This window comes from Pseudoalteromonas sp. 5Ae-yellow (assembly GCF_014077565.1).
Classification (GTDB): Bacteria; Pseudomonadota; Gammaproteobacteria; order Enterobacterales; family Alteromonadaceae; genus Pseudoalteromonas.
The window spans coordinates 1-14,159 of record NZ_JACGWD010000093.1; the positions used below are offsets into that span (position 1 = coordinate 1).

General features: G+C 35.4%; 15 protein-coding genes. All 15 read right to left on the reverse strand.

All coding sequences use genetic code 11. From position 1 onward, the window contains the following. Positions 1-113: 113 nt before the first annotated feature. Entirely contained in the window at positions 114-407 is a 294-nt protein-coding gene (locus H4J63_RS18100; RefSeq protein WP_182197837.1) for a hypothetical protein, read from the reverse strand. A gap of 19 nt (positions 408-426) precedes the next feature. Next, complete coding sequence (locus H4J63_RS18105) at positions 427-2,421, reverse strand: hypothetical protein (RefSeq protein WP_182197839.1); 1,995 nt, start codon at positions 2,419-2,421, stop codon at positions 427-429. A gap of 238 nt (positions 2,422-2,659) precedes the next feature. Next, positions 2,660-3,088: a hypothetical protein gene (locus H4J63_RS18110; protein ID WP_182197840.1), complete on the reverse strand. Its 429-nt coding sequence runs from the start codon at positions 3,086-3,088 to the stop codon at positions 2,660-2,662. 79 nt (positions 3,089-3,167) lie between these two features. Then, complete coding sequence (locus H4J63_RS18115; RefSeq protein ID WP_182197842.1) at positions 3,168-5,144, reverse strand: hypothetical protein; 1,977 nt, start codon at positions 5,142-5,144, stop codon at positions 3,168-3,170. A 215-nt stretch (positions 5,145-5,359) separates the two neighbouring features. Beyond that, the gene (locus H4J63_RS18120; protein ID WP_182197844.1) at positions 5,360-5,557 is read right to left on the reverse strand and encodes a hypothetical protein; all 198 of its coding nucleotides are present in this window, start codon (positions 5,555-5,557) and stop codon (positions 5,360-5,362) included. A gap of 372 nt (positions 5,558-5,929) precedes the next feature. Then, entirely contained in the window at positions 5,930-6,628 is a 699-nt protein-coding gene (locus H4J63_RS18125; RefSeq protein WP_182197846.1) for a hypothetical protein, read from the reverse strand. Between the two features lie 2 nt (positions 6,629-6,630). Then, complete coding sequence (locus tag H4J63_RS18130) at positions 6,631-7,068, reverse strand: hypothetical protein (RefSeq protein ID WP_182197847.1); 438 nt, start codon at positions 7,066-7,068, stop codon at positions 6,631-6,633. A 163-nt stretch (positions 7,069-7,231) separates the two neighbouring features. Beyond that, positions 7,232-7,711 carry a hypothetical protein gene (locus H4J63_RS18135; protein ID WP_182197849.1) on the reverse strand — a complete coding sequence of 160 codons (480 nt, stop codon included), beginning with the start codon at positions 7,709-7,711 and terminating at the stop codon, positions 7,232-7,234. A gap of 147 nt (positions 7,712-7,858) precedes the next feature. Then, positions 7,859-8,380 carry a hypothetical protein gene (locus H4J63_RS18140; protein ID WP_182197851.1) on the reverse strand — a complete coding sequence of 174 codons (522 nt, stop codon included), beginning with the start codon at positions 8,378-8,380 and terminating at the stop codon, positions 7,859-7,861. Between the two features lie 4 nt (positions 8,381-8,384). Further along, positions 8,385-8,924: a tetratricopeptide repeat protein gene (locus tag H4J63_RS18145; RefSeq protein ID WP_182197853.1), complete on the reverse strand. Its 540-nt coding sequence runs from the start codon at positions 8,922-8,924 to the stop codon at positions 8,385-8,387. 154 nt (positions 8,925-9,078) lie between these two features. Beyond that, positions 9,079-10,602 (reverse strand): cell surface receptor IPT/TIG domain-containing protein, encoded by a 1,524-nt coding sequence (locus H4J63_RS18150; RefSeq protein ID WP_182197854.1) that lies wholly within the window; start codon positions 10,600-10,602, stop codon positions 9,079-9,081. Between the two features lie 45 nt (positions 10,603-10,647). Further along, positions 10,648-11,088 carry a hypothetical protein gene (locus H4J63_RS18155; protein ID WP_182197856.1) on the reverse strand — a complete coding sequence of 147 codons (441 nt, stop codon included), beginning with the start codon at positions 11,086-11,088 and terminating at the stop codon, positions 10,648-10,650. 25 nt (positions 11,089-11,113) lie between these two features. Continuing rightward, positions 11,114-11,704, reverse strand: coding sequence for a hypothetical protein (locus tag H4J63_RS18160; protein ID WP_182197858.1), 591 nt, complete (start codon positions 11,702-11,704; stop codon positions 11,114-11,116). A gap of 2 nt (positions 11,705-11,706) precedes the next feature. Next, complete coding sequence (locus H4J63_RS18165) at positions 11,707-12,192, reverse strand: hypothetical protein (protein WP_182197860.1); 486 nt, start codon at positions 12,190-12,192, stop codon at positions 11,707-11,709. Between the two features lie 13 nt (positions 12,193-12,205). After that, entirely contained in the window at positions 12,206-14,119 is a 1,914-nt protein-coding gene (locus tag H4J63_RS18170) for a hypothetical protein (RefSeq protein WP_182197861.1), read from the reverse strand. Positions 14,120-14,159 lie beyond the last annotated feature (40 nt).

A 14,159-nucleotide genomic window follows, 5' to 3' on the forward strand; every position in this document is an offset into this window, starting at 1 on the left:
ATTCCATGTCCCGTCTGTTAACATTAATCTTGGCATGTAGGTTCGGTGTAAAGTTTTCTGGCGAATTCAATTATACCTTATCTTCATGCTGTTTGTTTTTCATACCACAAAGATCAACACGCCCTAACGTCAGGTGCTTGAGCAAATAACTTTCGCTTATTATTAAAACAAGAAACTCCCTGCAACATTTTTTGTTGATCTTCTACATGCCAAAAGTCGTTACCTGGTTTAGAGAGGTATATATAACAACCACGCTCTAGACCTTCAACACTCACTTTATAATTTAACAGTCCAATATCGGGATTTAGTTCGACAGAACCTTCAATAACATCATTAACTGAATATGAGTCTACACACCCTTGCAAAACTAATGAACCAAGCAATACACACATGGTTTTTTTTAACATAACGTTCCCTTATTCACTCTTAATTATTATTTTTACGTTCACTTTTTAGTTTTTTATAAAGATCATCGGCTACTGCTGTGGCTTTACCAATAATGCTATAAGAGTCATCTTTTAAAAATGCGTCAATCGACTCTTGCCTTAAATTTTCTTCATACCAGTATTTAAACTCTTTGTATGATACTAAATCACTTATTTTATTTTTTAACTGTTGGACATTCTCAACTTTGTTTTGATATGCAAAAGCACGTAAAACAAAAGATTTAAGCGTACTATCAACACTTAGCTCTATTTGGCTATCATCGGCTATGTAACTTTGGAATAATCGAATGCCGCTTTTGTAATAAAGAGAAATATAATCAGTGGTTGAGCTTATTTGTACCTGTTTGTTATTAAAAGCATTAATGCCATAAAACTCTCCGTCTAAATTATCTACATAAAAAGGTCTCTTAATATGTAAGTAATCAGGCATGACAACCTTTAGGGATATAACGTGTTCTTTTTTGATACTTGAGTAGTTACTTTCACCATATACATTTTGTAAGCTAAACCAGCCTGTACCAACATCACTAGGCACGATAAAATTAGCATTAGTATCGTCTATATAATCCAACTGAATTGTTGGGCCATCTGCAAAAACTAATGCAGTACCACTTTCTAAATTTGCACCAGTTATTGATACTTTATCGCCTTCAACTACATTTTTAATCGGAATGCCTGTAACAACTGGTGTTTTTGGATGCAGTAATGTGGCATCAATACTGTTGGTTTTATAGCCATCTATAGCTAGAAAAAATGTAATGGGTTCTCCGCCCAACGCTACCTTTGGATAATTAGGTATAACAAATTCAATTTTATTCTCTGATGTAATCGTCACTGGTAAATTAACTACTGGCTGTTTGTCATCCCCTTTTAACATTACCAAATGTGCCGCATCACCTTTTAGGTTTTCTGCATTTAAATTAGCAGGGGAAAACGGCCTAACTTTGTTAATAAATACTGCTTCGTCACTATGAGAATATGTTGCAGAGCTAATGACTGAGGTATTTGATGGGTATAAGTTATTTATACCAATTAGTTTTTCTAGTGGCTGAGTGTCATTTTCATCAAACAAAAAGTCGCCATCGTCGTCAGTATCTAAAAAATTAGGGATGCCATCACCATCAAGATCATAACGGATAAATTCAACTAAGTTTAATTCATCTGAATCTAAAACTGCATTATTGTCACTGTCTAAGTCTATAAAGGCTGGTTTTTTATCACCATCTAAATCGTAGGTTTGTTCTATAGCATCAGTAATGCCATCATCATCATTGTCTAAATCAAGCCAGTTTGGAGTACCATCATTGTCGACATCATGACTAAAGATAAAGTTAGCTGTATAAATATGGTACTCATTTCCATCGGGTATTTTATCAGCATCTGTATGTTGCCCAAGGTGGTTCATTCCCAAAGCAAGCTCTTTGTTTGTGGGAACTGCGTCTTTATCTATATCAATAAATGCATGTACCGTATATGTAAAGCTATCTGCACCTAAGTTGTTTCTATCAGTAATACTTAAATTATATTCACCTGCTTGCTTAGGTGAAAAAGTAATAACCTGACCGACTTTACCAACGTGTTCAATGTTTGTTGGTATAGAAGAAATAACATCGCCATTATTATTAATAATCGTTAAAGACGGTGTAAAACGTGAATCATCTTTAAAAAGTATAATCGTCACTGATAAGTCTTCAAATAGCATTGAGCTGGGGATCTTAAATTTAAAATCATCTATATCTACATTTTTAGCAATAACCCCCGCCGCTTTAAAAGGTATATTCCCAACAGGGTTTGCTTGGCCAACGTTATTATTAAACTCTTGTTCTTGAACAACCGACATTGTAGTTTTAGCAGCATCAAACGGGTAATCATCGTGCTCATCAGGCACACCATCACCGTCTTCGTCATTGTTTTGCCATGTACCTATATGAATAGTTGGTTTAATGGTTTTTGCGCTTAATGGTGTTATAAACATTAGCGAGCTAAAAACGCTGCTAAAGCTCAATAATGAGAGGTAAAATAGAGGTAGTTTCAAGAGTCCATCCTGTTTAGTAATCCATAATTTAGCTTTAAAGTTATACTATTTAATACTACTAAAATTTAGTTAGTATTTATGCGCGGGCCTTCACTAAATTTTAAAAAATAAACTAGCGATACATATCGCTGGTTTATTATGACAAAACCAACTTTTATTTTAATTAATAATTTGTTGGCTATATATCTAACACCCACTTTGTCGTGCCAGGCAACAGCTCAAACACACAGCTATCACTAAAGCCCTTTTTTTTACCATTACCCCATTTGATAATAACTTCAGCAACATCATTTGGCACTTCATTCGATAAATACTCAGCGCGTTTAATATAAGCCCCAGCTTCATCGAGAGCTTGCCGATGACTAGAAGCCACTTTTTCCATTTTCTTAGCCATTTTAGGTTTAAGCGTACCTTTATATTTTTCCTCTACAAAGCTCCACATAACCTCTTTATTATCGTCGCGCATAGCATTTCGCCATAACTGGCATTTTTCTATAAAAATATCAGCTTGGTTATTTTTAGCATTAAACTCAACATTGGGCTCAGCTGCTAACGCATGTGCGCAGCTGAATAACAAGAGTAAAGATATGATCACTTTTTTAAACATTATTTAATCCATTATGTTTATATTAGGTTGATTGAATTTTGCTCACGCAATTAAATTATATCTATTATCGTAAGCTTTTTTATTCATAAGACATCGCTTTTACTTTGTTTCTAAGCTTGAGCATTTTCATGGATAGCTTGTAGTTTTTTGGAGAAAAAAACACTCTAAAATCCTCTTCTACACCTTTTGTAAAATACGCTAAATACTCATCATACTCTTCAAGTGCACGTAAGTTATTTAATGCTTCCAATCGTTTAGATTGACTTGCTGAAACAAAAAAAGGTTTCAAAACATACTCCTCAGCTGTGCTTTGCAAACTTAGCGACAGCGCGCTTTCATTGCCCACAACACCAGCTGATAAAATAGCAATCCCGTCATACCAAATTGAGACTGTAGAGCCTTCTTTATTAAAGCTAAACGCTTGCCCATCAACCAATGATAATTGTGAGTACTTTGCCCCTTGTGGTATTACAGTGACTTCCCCTTGCAAATCACTGTATGCAGCTGGGAGGTTCAAGTCGAGTGTTACTTCCCTTTGATTATCAATATTGATGTACATGGAATTACTTTTGCCATAAACGTTTTGTAAATAAAATAAACCACTTGCTGCTTCATCAGGGATCACAAATACTGCAAGGCTGTTTGATACCCAGTCGGCTTCATACTTACCTTCTCCCATTACAACCTTAGCCAAATCGTTAATGCTTTCACCTTCAATTTGGATTTGTTCGCCAGGTACTGCTTGAGATGTCGATATCGACTTTATTAGAGGCGTTTTGGGATGTAAAAGCTGGAATGTTAAGTCATTGCTACGGATATTATCTTTGACAATAAATAATGAAAGCTCTTCTCCTTCCAATGCAATTTTTTCATAATTAGGTATTACGATGCTTATTGAAGTGTTTGTAGCTTGCGTAATGGGCATATTAACAACGGGAAGGCGCTCATCCCCTTTTGTTATTACAACAAAACCACCTTTTTCAGGGAAATTTTCGCCTTTAATAATTAGAGGTCTAAAAACTCTTCCTTTATTGGGAAGCGATATTGAGTCTGAAAGTTCATAGTAGACTGATGCTAACGTTATTGCTGAATCACTTTCTGCGCTAGTGTAAGTAAGGACTTTTTTTGGTTCTTCGTCATTCACATCAAAAACTGCATCACCATCATCGTCTATATCAATGTAATCTGGGATTCCATTTCTATTTGTATCAATTAAAGTGCCATTACTCTGAGTTTGTTCGTCCCTATCACTAATAATGTTATTATCGCTGTCTAAATCAACGAATGCAGGTAACTGATCAGTATCAAGATCAGCAGTGCCCTCTAAAGTATCAGGTATGCCATCGCCATCGGAGTCGTCATCTAGCCAATTAGGTACTGAGTCTCCATCTACGTCATGAGCAAATACATTTTTACTACTAAATACCCAATATTCATTTCCATCTGCAATGCCATCTCGATCGGAATCCTGAATTTTATAATTTAGTTTAAGTGCTTGCTCTTTGTTATCGGGTATTGCATCTTTATCTGTATCGATAAAACCGAATGCTTGATATTTAAAATCATCAGCATGATTACCATTTCGATCAAGTACTGACAGGTTGTATTCACCGCTTTGTGTGGGGTTAAAAGCAATTGCTGCGCCTAGTGGTGGAACTTTGTCTATCGCTAATTCGATGTGCTCAACTACTTGACCATTATTTTTGAAAATACCAACTTGCGGATGAAACCGCGAAGACTGCTCTAACACAATAAAACTTAGTGATTTACCGCTTTGCACATCAGCCTCAGTAACAGTAAATTTAAAGTCATCTATATCAGATGATAGAGAAAGAACACCCTCAACAGCAAACGGCAACGCACCAACTGGATTTGCTTGGCCAACGTTATTATTAAACTCTTGTTCTTGAACAACCGACATTGTGGTTTTATCGGCATCAAACGGGTAATCATCCTGCTCATCAGGTACGCCATCGCCGTCTTCATCTTTGTTTTGCCATGTGCCAATATGGGTAGTTGGTTTAATAGTTTTTGCGTTTAATGGTGTTATAAACATTAGCGAGCTAAAAGCACAGCTAACACTCAATAGCGGGAGGTAAAATAGGGGTATTTTCAAGAATCCATCCTTGTTGCTTTATCCATTTGGCACTTTAATTTTTAACTGTACCTAATTTATATAAGCTATGCAATTTAATCAAAAATGATATTTAGAGCAATCAACTGTATATACTTTATGAGAATTAAAGCCTAAAGTATTTAAACCCTAAAGATCTAATATGCCTTTTTTGTAAGCCCTTCATAAAACATAGCGAGCAAACCGTACATACTTAAAAGTCCGCCAATACACATTAACCCATAGGTCATTGTTTGTGAAGATTCAGGCTGAATTGCAAACCGATATAACCCTATACTTAATAGCGTAATACCGAGTACGGCAATTAAAATAATACTTACAAATCCTTTAATCATAATGCTCCCTCTGTTTTAAACTTTGTGTACTGATGAATACTTTATAAGCAACCATTTAGGTTGAAAATTCAACTTTCACTACCTGATTACTTACTTTCTATTCAGTAAATATTTATTTACCAAAATGAAATCTAAATTACATACAAAACAATGAATGCACAGTAACAACATAAGCCTTTATTTGATTTTACGAAGCCTATACAAATAGTTTTTCGAAGTTGCCGATATTCGCAAATCGTTTTATATTTAAGTATTCACATTAACTTGATTGTTTGCTACATGTCTTAACTCACTATAAGACTATGCGTGATTTGCCGGACAATTTAACTAATTTCCACAGCGATTTTAAACACTCTAATATTAGTTACTTACTTAAAACTCAAAGAAATACATCGCTACTATAGGGAAGTTAGCTAAAATGCCAGAAACGCGTAAAAACAAATAGCCGATACTAGAGCCCCCTCCTTCAAATGATTTTTTATAAATTAATGGGTAATCAAAGTAATACAACAAATACAAAACATTAAACAACCCCACTCTGTTAACGTTCAACTCAATGTTTTCGCCTGTTTTTAGATTTACAAAAGCCCTATTTAGCGCGGCATTTACTTGAACTTGATGTGTTTCAGACACGTGATTAATAAAATTGTAATTAAATAATATTGCTTCTACATCATCCCTTTTAATTAACATACTTTGCTTTAATGAATCATTTACCGATGGGTTAACTTTAATTTTCTCTTTGCTTACAGTCATCACTTCTTTTGAACTAAAACCAAACTTGCGCCATATAAGAATGCGTTTTAATAATAGGGTACCAATAAGGAGCGGTAAATAAACAACCAAACTAGCTAAGCTATAGCTATCAACTAACCAAAGTCCGGCCACCAATGAAAGCGTAATTAAAACTACAGCAAATAATATCTCAATTGGGAAAGACAAATGACATAATAAACGCAATAAAGGGAGTTTAATTTCACTCGTTGGGCTTAAGGTATCCTGCTCTTTAAAGTGAACATTTTCAAACCATTTTTTATCGTCTAGGCTGGTTGGCTGTTCATTATTGGTCATATTTAACTTCTTAATAAGTTGACCATAAGCCACTTGCCATCGACTTGTCCAAATTTACATTTTCCTTTTATTGTTACGTTGTCTTTCTTTTTACCAAGAAGTATTTTTGATGTTGTAAATGTATAATTAACCCACAGCTCATCAGTGTAACCATACTTCAATGCATTCTTTTGTGATGTTTGATATATACTGTTTTTAGCATCCTCAAGTACCTCAGTACCGACGATTGTAAAGTTATGGATACCCAAATACTGTTTTTTTGTATAATTATTATGCTTACGAGCTATCATTCCTTTTACAATACTTTGGTCCATATCTTTAGGTAGCGGTGCATAAAGCTGCTTAAAAAGCTCATAATCTTGATTTAAAACGATATCTACTGACTTTTTACAGTTTTCAATCGGGATACTGTAGTCAACGGCACTTGCCGTAAATGACAAAAGTAATGATTGAGCCAGTGTAAAAACAGCGATTTTTTCATAGTTTTCTCCTGTAATTTTCGATTTGTATGCATTTTACCAATTTGCTGAGTTTATTAAGTACACCTTAGGCACTGTGCACTTTCCTGTTTAATAGATTAACTGTTTATAAAGTTTTAGCGTCTCAATCGAAAAAATTTTTAATATCATCTACAAAAGGCTTATCAATATGCTCAGCTAGCTCTTTTGCGATATTTCTAACATTTTTATGTGCGCGACTATAACCTAAAGTAACCCTTGCTAAATTTTCAAACTCAACATGATATTGAAAAAACTCTTTTTTTATAGGATGGCGAGTGGCTATTACACTAGTGATATCCTTCAATTGATAACGTACTGCCCTAATTCGGTAAAGTGAGCTGGCTTTAAATTCAAGCACACTATCATTTGCAGGCACACTTAAGCGCGACTTTAAAAAAAGCAAATGCCAACATAATGTAGAAACACATGCCCACGCAAATAGATCAAAATCGGCTTTATCGTAAGAAAATGCTAATTGAGCAATACAAATAAGCCCAATAACGAAACCTGTCGCTCTAAACATCCCCATATCTTTGTAAATATAAAAGGTACCATCTGCTGATTTACGGGACTTTGGCTTCATAGTAACCTCAGTATATTTGCAAATAAAAACAGTACAAAAAAAGGCAGTGTAAGCTTGGCATAATCTTTTATTCGCCATAAAACTGGCGCAGGGTCGTTTTGTAATGTTCTCATATTAAAAATGTCCTTTTTATTATTTTTGATAGTTTTATTTAGTTATTAGCACTTGCTTTGCACCGCTGTGTTCTTTAATGAAAGCATTTGTGTTTAACCATAAACCTAACATTAAAGCCAGTGACTCAGCATCGCTTCGGCTATTTAATAAATAGCGTTGATTGGCAACTACTAGCCGCCACTTATTTTGTAAATCAGTATCAGGCTCAACGATAAACCCTTTACTATGTAAATAAGCATGTTGTTTGTGCTTTATACCGAGTATTGAAATACTGTAATAACAACCTTTGCTTGCAGTTGTAAATACCAGTAACACTTTGGTACTAAGCAATAAAAGTGATAAACATACAAACACCGCCGTTGCCCATGCGTAAAATTGCAACGATAAACTTTGTGTGCTTGCACCTAGCGCCAACACAGCAAATATAACCCCTAAGGTACGAGCGAGACCCGTTGCTTTGGTTTTAAATGCTATGTGATTTTTATCGCTTACTTTATCAAATATGTGAGAGTAAGCAGCAAAACTCTGTTTAAGTTTTTCATCATTAAATTGCATAATATTATTTGTTTTTATTTAAGTTACCTAAAACCCTTTTCAAGTCAGAACATAGCGACCCGCCTTTTTCTGCGCACTCATCCAACACGTGTTGGGCTTTTTCTTTATCTGCTGCAACCCCCTTACCATCGCGGTAGCCCTCATATACAAAATACATAGCAGTCATGTTTCCGGCGTCTGCACCTTGTTGATAGTACTCAAACGCTTTAACAGGGTCTTTTTTACCAAAGGTTCCTTTTTCATATAACTTTGCGTAATAGTAAAAGGCATCAGTATTACCCTGTTCAATAGCTTTGTCTAACCAGTATCGTGCCTTATCAAAGTCTTGCGGGTACTCTCTCCCTGAACTTTTTGCATAAAGCCGGCCCACCCTCGCCATCGCTTCAGCATCTCCTTGTTTTGCTTTACTAAGCTGTATGTCAACATTGCGCTGCTCTTCGGTTGAAACAGTTGCGTATAGCGATTTATCGGTCTCTGCTTGCAGTTCAAGTGATGCTATACTGCTGGCTAAGCCAAGTACAATCGCTAATGGTAGTTTTTTCATCTGTATAATCCTTATTGTGATTTTATTTAATGAGAGTCCTCTGCGTACTATTAACTTTTTATAAACTTATACTCCAGTATTTATTCCGAATAGGTTCCAGATACAAGTAGATCTTAAGCTGGTAATCCATGTTCGGTATTAACGCAAACCTTTATTAAAAATCATATAGTATCGAATTACTTGTACCCGAATCATTAAAGAGATGAAGAGTCCCCTTTTCTGCTCTATTAGGTACGTGGAAAGTTATTGATGTTGGCGATACACTATTTGGAACAATCGCTTTTCCATCCAATATAACCTTAGTGTCTTGCGTAGCTCCAGTTACGTTTAATGTGAAATTAGCACCTCGTTTAAGCATAACAGCAGAAGGCCCTAAAATAAGTGGTACATCATTACCATACACTTTGATGTAAATATCATTTGTTTTTAAGTCGTTAATATATAAAAATGCTCTATGTTTTCCTTCAGGAATATTAAGCTTAAATCTATACTTACCCTTGCTATAGGTGGGTATGAAATTATAAATTTTGTCTTGTGAATAAATAACTAAAATTGGTGTTTTTGCACTTTCCATATTCATACCGTTTACAACAACGATATCATTCCCTCTCAATACTTCCTTAGTCGTTACCCCATTAATTAAAGAACTCACACTACTAATTTGGATAAATGGGGTTGAATCCATTGAGATACTTTCAGCTTTTGCATAGGGATCAGAGTCATGAATGTCTAATATGTAGTCACCATCATTATCTAAGTCTAAAAAATCAGCTATATCATCATAATCCGAATCCAGTGGTGTTCCTTTATCATTTACCTTTTCTTGGCTATCTAAAATTGAATCTCCATCGCTATCAAGGTCAATGAAGTTGTACAGGCCGTCTTTATCAGGGTCAGTGAATCCTTCAAACTTATCACTAATTGCATCGCCATCACTATCATCGTCAAGCATATGTGGTATACCGTCAGCATCAAGGTCTAAACCTATAGATGCATCTACATAGTATTCATAAAAGTCAGGAATTCCATCTTTGTCGGTATCTTGACTTTCAGGTAGAACACCAAGCGCTCTCTCTTTGTTATCTGGGATACCATCGATATCTTTATCATAAAAAACATCTACTTGATATTTGAAACTTGGATTTCCGCCTGAACTACTATCAATTACCCCCAAATGAAATAAACCATCTTTAGGGATAATAACAGTTACAAAAAAAGTTTTATTTTCTTTACTAAAATGTATTAAAGAAGAGTTAATAGCCAAGCCACTTTCATCCGAAAAGTAAGCTTTGGGAGCAAAAACTTCAGACTCGTAGGTAACTAATGCTGAAACAAAATCTCCTTCTTTACCTTGAAAACTATATAGATCGCCATTGTCTCCTTTGTTTGAAATAGCACCTTTTACCCTAAAAGGGATCCCAGCAGCTAAAGGTGTAGCAACACTGGGATTATTATTAGGCTCGCTGTCTTGAACTTCAATAAATTTAGAGCGCGAATTATCAAACGGATAGTCATCCAGCTCATCAGGCACGCCATCAACGTCTTCGTCTTTATTTTGCCAGGTGCCTAAATCCGATGATGATTGGTCTGTTTTTGCGTGAGCGGGGGTTATAAAGTTTAGCGAGCTAAAAGCGATGCTTAAACTCAATAATGAGAGGTACAATAGAGGTATTTTCAAGAATCCATCCTTGTATGTTAATCCATTTTTCTGTGTATTTATTATTTAAAGCGTGTATTCAAACTCAAGTGGCTTGAGTGTTTTCACTTCAATCGATAAATCTTCTTTGCGTGTATATAGCACTACATTTAACGATAACGTGGCTTTGTTGTCACCTAAATGGTGTAACTCGGCGCGTTTATATTCATGTGTATAACCCGTGCCATAACCTTTTACATTATCATAGCTACAACGCATTCGCAGTTCAGAGCCGGTGCCTTTAATTGCTCTTTTACTTTTTAGCATACCTATTGGAAAATCAATCTTACAGGTACCCGCTTTCCCATCACCTTCTATTTCAACAACCAAAAAAGGCTGTGTTTTAGCATTCTCACGCATAAATTTTGATGGCTCAAAGCTAATCGCTTTTGTTATAACAACATCTTGTGTGCCACACCCAGTTAACACACTTGCAAGTAGTGGGATTGATAGATATTTTAATTGCATGTCTTTCCTTAGTTTTTTAAGTAAATTAAACAATAAAGCCCAATAAAAACCCGATTGGGAAAAGAGATAAGTAGGTTAACGTCCACCATGAAAAACGGTGTTTGATTTTTACGTTATGCACTTTCGCTAAATAATTAACAATGGTTCTATAATCATTTAAATTAAACGTATGTACTCCATAACTCTCTCCACTGACTGATTTAATTGCCAAATGCGTACTTATGTAAGGACCAAACCATAGCAGCGGCGTCAACGGAAAGTAATTAATATACATTGCCTCTATATCTTTAAAAGCAATAAACACCTCACGCTCGCCTTTAAAATCTGGCATGGTTAAACCTTTGCGCGTGATAAATACATCGGCGTTGTAAAATGTTTTTTGTAATGAGGATTGCAATAGCACCAACCCAAAAAACAAAAACGGGGTAACCACAAACATGGTATTTAATGTTTGGTCTGCGTTTGAGTAACTCGGTTGACCATCAATAAAAAAGGAGGCGAAAAACGCCCCTAGTAACATACCTAAAAACGATTTTATTCGCGTATAAGGCACCCAGCGCTTGTGTGCAAAACATACTTCAAATGTATGTTTAAGTTTTTCAGATATAAAATTCATAATCAAATAAAGGTATGGTACATATACCATTGATTATCTAGCTCTAAAAATACACATGATTTTTGATGTAAACCTTTATCGAGTTTAAATGAATAATAAACTATATACTCTCGAGTAGCTTCAGGATAAAATTTTGCCCTACGTTTACGTACTGAATCTTGCAATCCTGTCGAACTGTAAGAACCATCTCCATGATTTTTCACTTGCGTAATAGTCAAGCTTGCAAGCTTAGTTTCATCCCAATCCTCTTTATATTCTTTTATTGCTTTATCAACCTGATTCCACGCTGTTTTACCTTCATTCCAATTTTGTAATTTTGGTGGTAACTCTGCAAATAAAGCCTCTCGGTCTCCGGCTTTAATACTTTGCCATGCATCCATACAGCGTTTATTAAAATACTCTTTAGATGGCACTTCGCTAGCCATTGATAAAAAAGATGAGCTTAATAAAGGCCCCGCAATTAAAAGTGTGATTAGTTTATTTTTCATAAAAATGTCCTGTTTATTTTTTAATATGAGCTGTAATTGCATCTGCAGCCGCCCATTTTAAAGTCGTAAATTTTTTGCTTTTATATTTAGGCAATTGGTTATTATTTTCTTTAATATAATCTGCAAACTCAATTACTTCATTTAGCTTAAGTACTTGTGTGAATAAAGCTCTTAATTTTGCGGGTTGCTGTGTTTGGTTCACGCCACTTAACCCCCATGCAGTAGATGCAGCAAGAAATCGTGGTGTAATTTGTAAATCTGCTTGTCCTAAATAAAGTGCATTTAAATAATACTTTTGTTCATCACCAAAATATAATGTGATGGTTGTGGCGTTATTGCTTGATACAGGCACGACGGCAACGCTATTGTTAACATCGATCTTTTTTTCTATGCCAGATATAAATGTACTTGCAACCACTTTAGAATTAGCAAAACCTAGGGACTCATCTATTGTTAGTGTTGTTTCACTAAATACAGCAATTTTAGAAGCGTTACTTTTTCCATAGCTATTTTTTAAATATAATTTGCCTGATTCAGCATTTGCTGGAACTATGAAACTTAAGCTAGTCGGAGAAATTGCTAAAGGGGTAAGCTCTACATCGTTTAAATACACTAAGGTGTCGTCTGAAAAGTGTTTGCCATATAAAACAACCTGAGCATTCGCTGACGATTCTATAACCCCTTGATACGCTATTATCGGCGAAAATTTTTGATTAAACGTAAGTGCAATAGGTGCTGTACGTATATTTGCTGCACTATAACTAATACTTGTAGCATTACGCGGCATAACAAAGTCAATATAGCCCTTGCCATTAGCATTAACAGGAAGGTTAACGGGAGAAAGACTGCCCTTTATGTTGAAGTTTAAAAATCCATTTGATAAGTTTTCACCGTAAATTCGGTGTTTTTTATTTGCTAAAATAACACTTTCAACTTCTTGGCTGCCATTCAATAAATAGTAAATGTTACTAATCTCTAAATAATTATCGGTCCCATACGCGCCATTTGATGCTGAGTTTAGTGGTTCAGGATCGTTTACATCTAAAATTAAATCGTTATCGTCATCTAAATCAATAAAGTTAGCTAATTCGTCTTTATCATGATTTAAAGGTCTTTGAGGATTCCCCGCATCTTTACTATCGTCAATAGTGTTTGCATCGGAATCTAAGTCTACAAAATTACCCAAGCCATCTTCGTCTAAATCAAATGCACCTTCTAGTACATCTTTAATGCCGTCATTATCCGAGTCTTCATCAAGCCAGTTTGGTGTACCGTCATTATCAACATCAAGGGCATACGCTGAATCTAAATTAAACACGTAAAACTCAGTACCATCATAAATGCCATCGCCATCCGTATCCTGCGTATAACCTTTAAAGCCAAAAGCAGGCTCTAAAGAGTCATCAATTGCATCTACATCCTCATCTACAAACACATGTAATTGATAATCGTATGATTGCTTGCCTCTAAACTCTTTATCATTAATAACAATATAAAAGGTGCCAGATTCGCTTGGTTTTACTTGAATTGCTCGCTTGTACTTGCCTACAGCAGTAAAATTGGGTGCCCACGACTGAATGGCTACTACAGAGCTGTCCATTACTGCCATACCTGGGTCAAATTCATTACTTGAAGACGATAAAAGCACGGTAACTGCCACATCTTTTTTAAGTTTAATTTTGTAATAGTCTTGATCGTTTATTTGCTGAATTCGTCCAGAAAGTCTAAATGGTAATCCTTCAGGTACAACAGTAGCTACATCGTTATTGTTATTAAACTCTTCTTCTTGGACGATAGTAATTGTGGTTTTAGTTGCATCAAACGGATAGTCATCCTGTTCATCGTGAGCGTCTAGCGAACTACACCTATGTTTTAAAATTCCAGGGTAACAAGCTGTCGATATCGGGCTCAGGCTGGCACAGTTCATCAAGGCAAGCACAGATGTAATTAAATGGGATTAGACCATT

Coding starts and splice junctions, on each gene's coding strand:
- H4J63_RS18100 (WP_182197837.1), bottom strand. CDS start 407: ATGTTAAAAAAAACCATGTGTGTATTGCTTGGTTCATTAGTTTTGCAA.
- H4J63_RS18105 (WP_182197839.1), bottom strand. CDS start 2,421: ATGTTTATAACACCATTAAGCGCAAAAACCATTAAACCAACTATTCAT.
- H4J63_RS18110 (WP_182197840.1), bottom strand. CDS start 3,088: ATGTTTAAAAAAGTGATCATATCTTTACTCTTGTTATTCAGCTGCGCA.
- H4J63_RS18115 (WP_182197842.1), bottom strand. CDS start 5,144: ATGTTTATAACACCATTAAACGCAAAAACTATTAAACCAACTACCCAT.
- H4J63_RS18120 (WP_182197844.1), bottom strand. CDS start 5,557: ATGATTAAAGGATTTGTAAGTATTATTTTAATTGCCGTACTCGGTATT.
- H4J63_RS18125 (WP_182197846.1), bottom strand. CDS start 6,628: ATGACCAATAATGAACAGCCAACCAGCCTAGACGATAAAAAATGGTTT.
- H4J63_RS18135 (WP_182197849.1), bottom strand. CDS start 7,711: ATGAAGCCAAAGTCCCGTAAATCAGCAGATGGTACCTTTTATATTTAC.
- H4J63_RS18140 (WP_182197851.1), bottom strand. CDS start 8,380: ATGCAATTTAATGATGAAAAACTTAAACAGAGTTTTGCTGCTTACTCT.
- H4J63_RS18145 (WP_182197853.1), bottom strand. CDS start 8,924: ATGAAAAAACTACCATTAGCGATTGTACTTGGCTTAGCCAGCAGTATA.
- H4J63_RS18155 (WP_182197856.1), bottom strand. CDS start 11,088: ATGCAATTAAAATATCTATCAATCCCACTACTTGCAAGTGTGTTAACT.
- H4J63_RS18160 (WP_182197858.1), bottom strand. CDS start 11,704: ATGAATTTTATATCTGAAAAACTTAAACATACATTTGAAGTATGTTTT.
- H4J63_RS18165 (WP_182197860.1), bottom strand. CDS start 12,192: ATGAAAAATAAACTAATCACACTTTTAATTGCGGGGCCTTTATTAAGC.
- H4J63_RS18170 (WP_182197861.1), bottom strand. CDS start 14,119: ATGAACTGTGCCAGCCTGAGCCCGATATCGACAGCTTGTTACCCTGGA.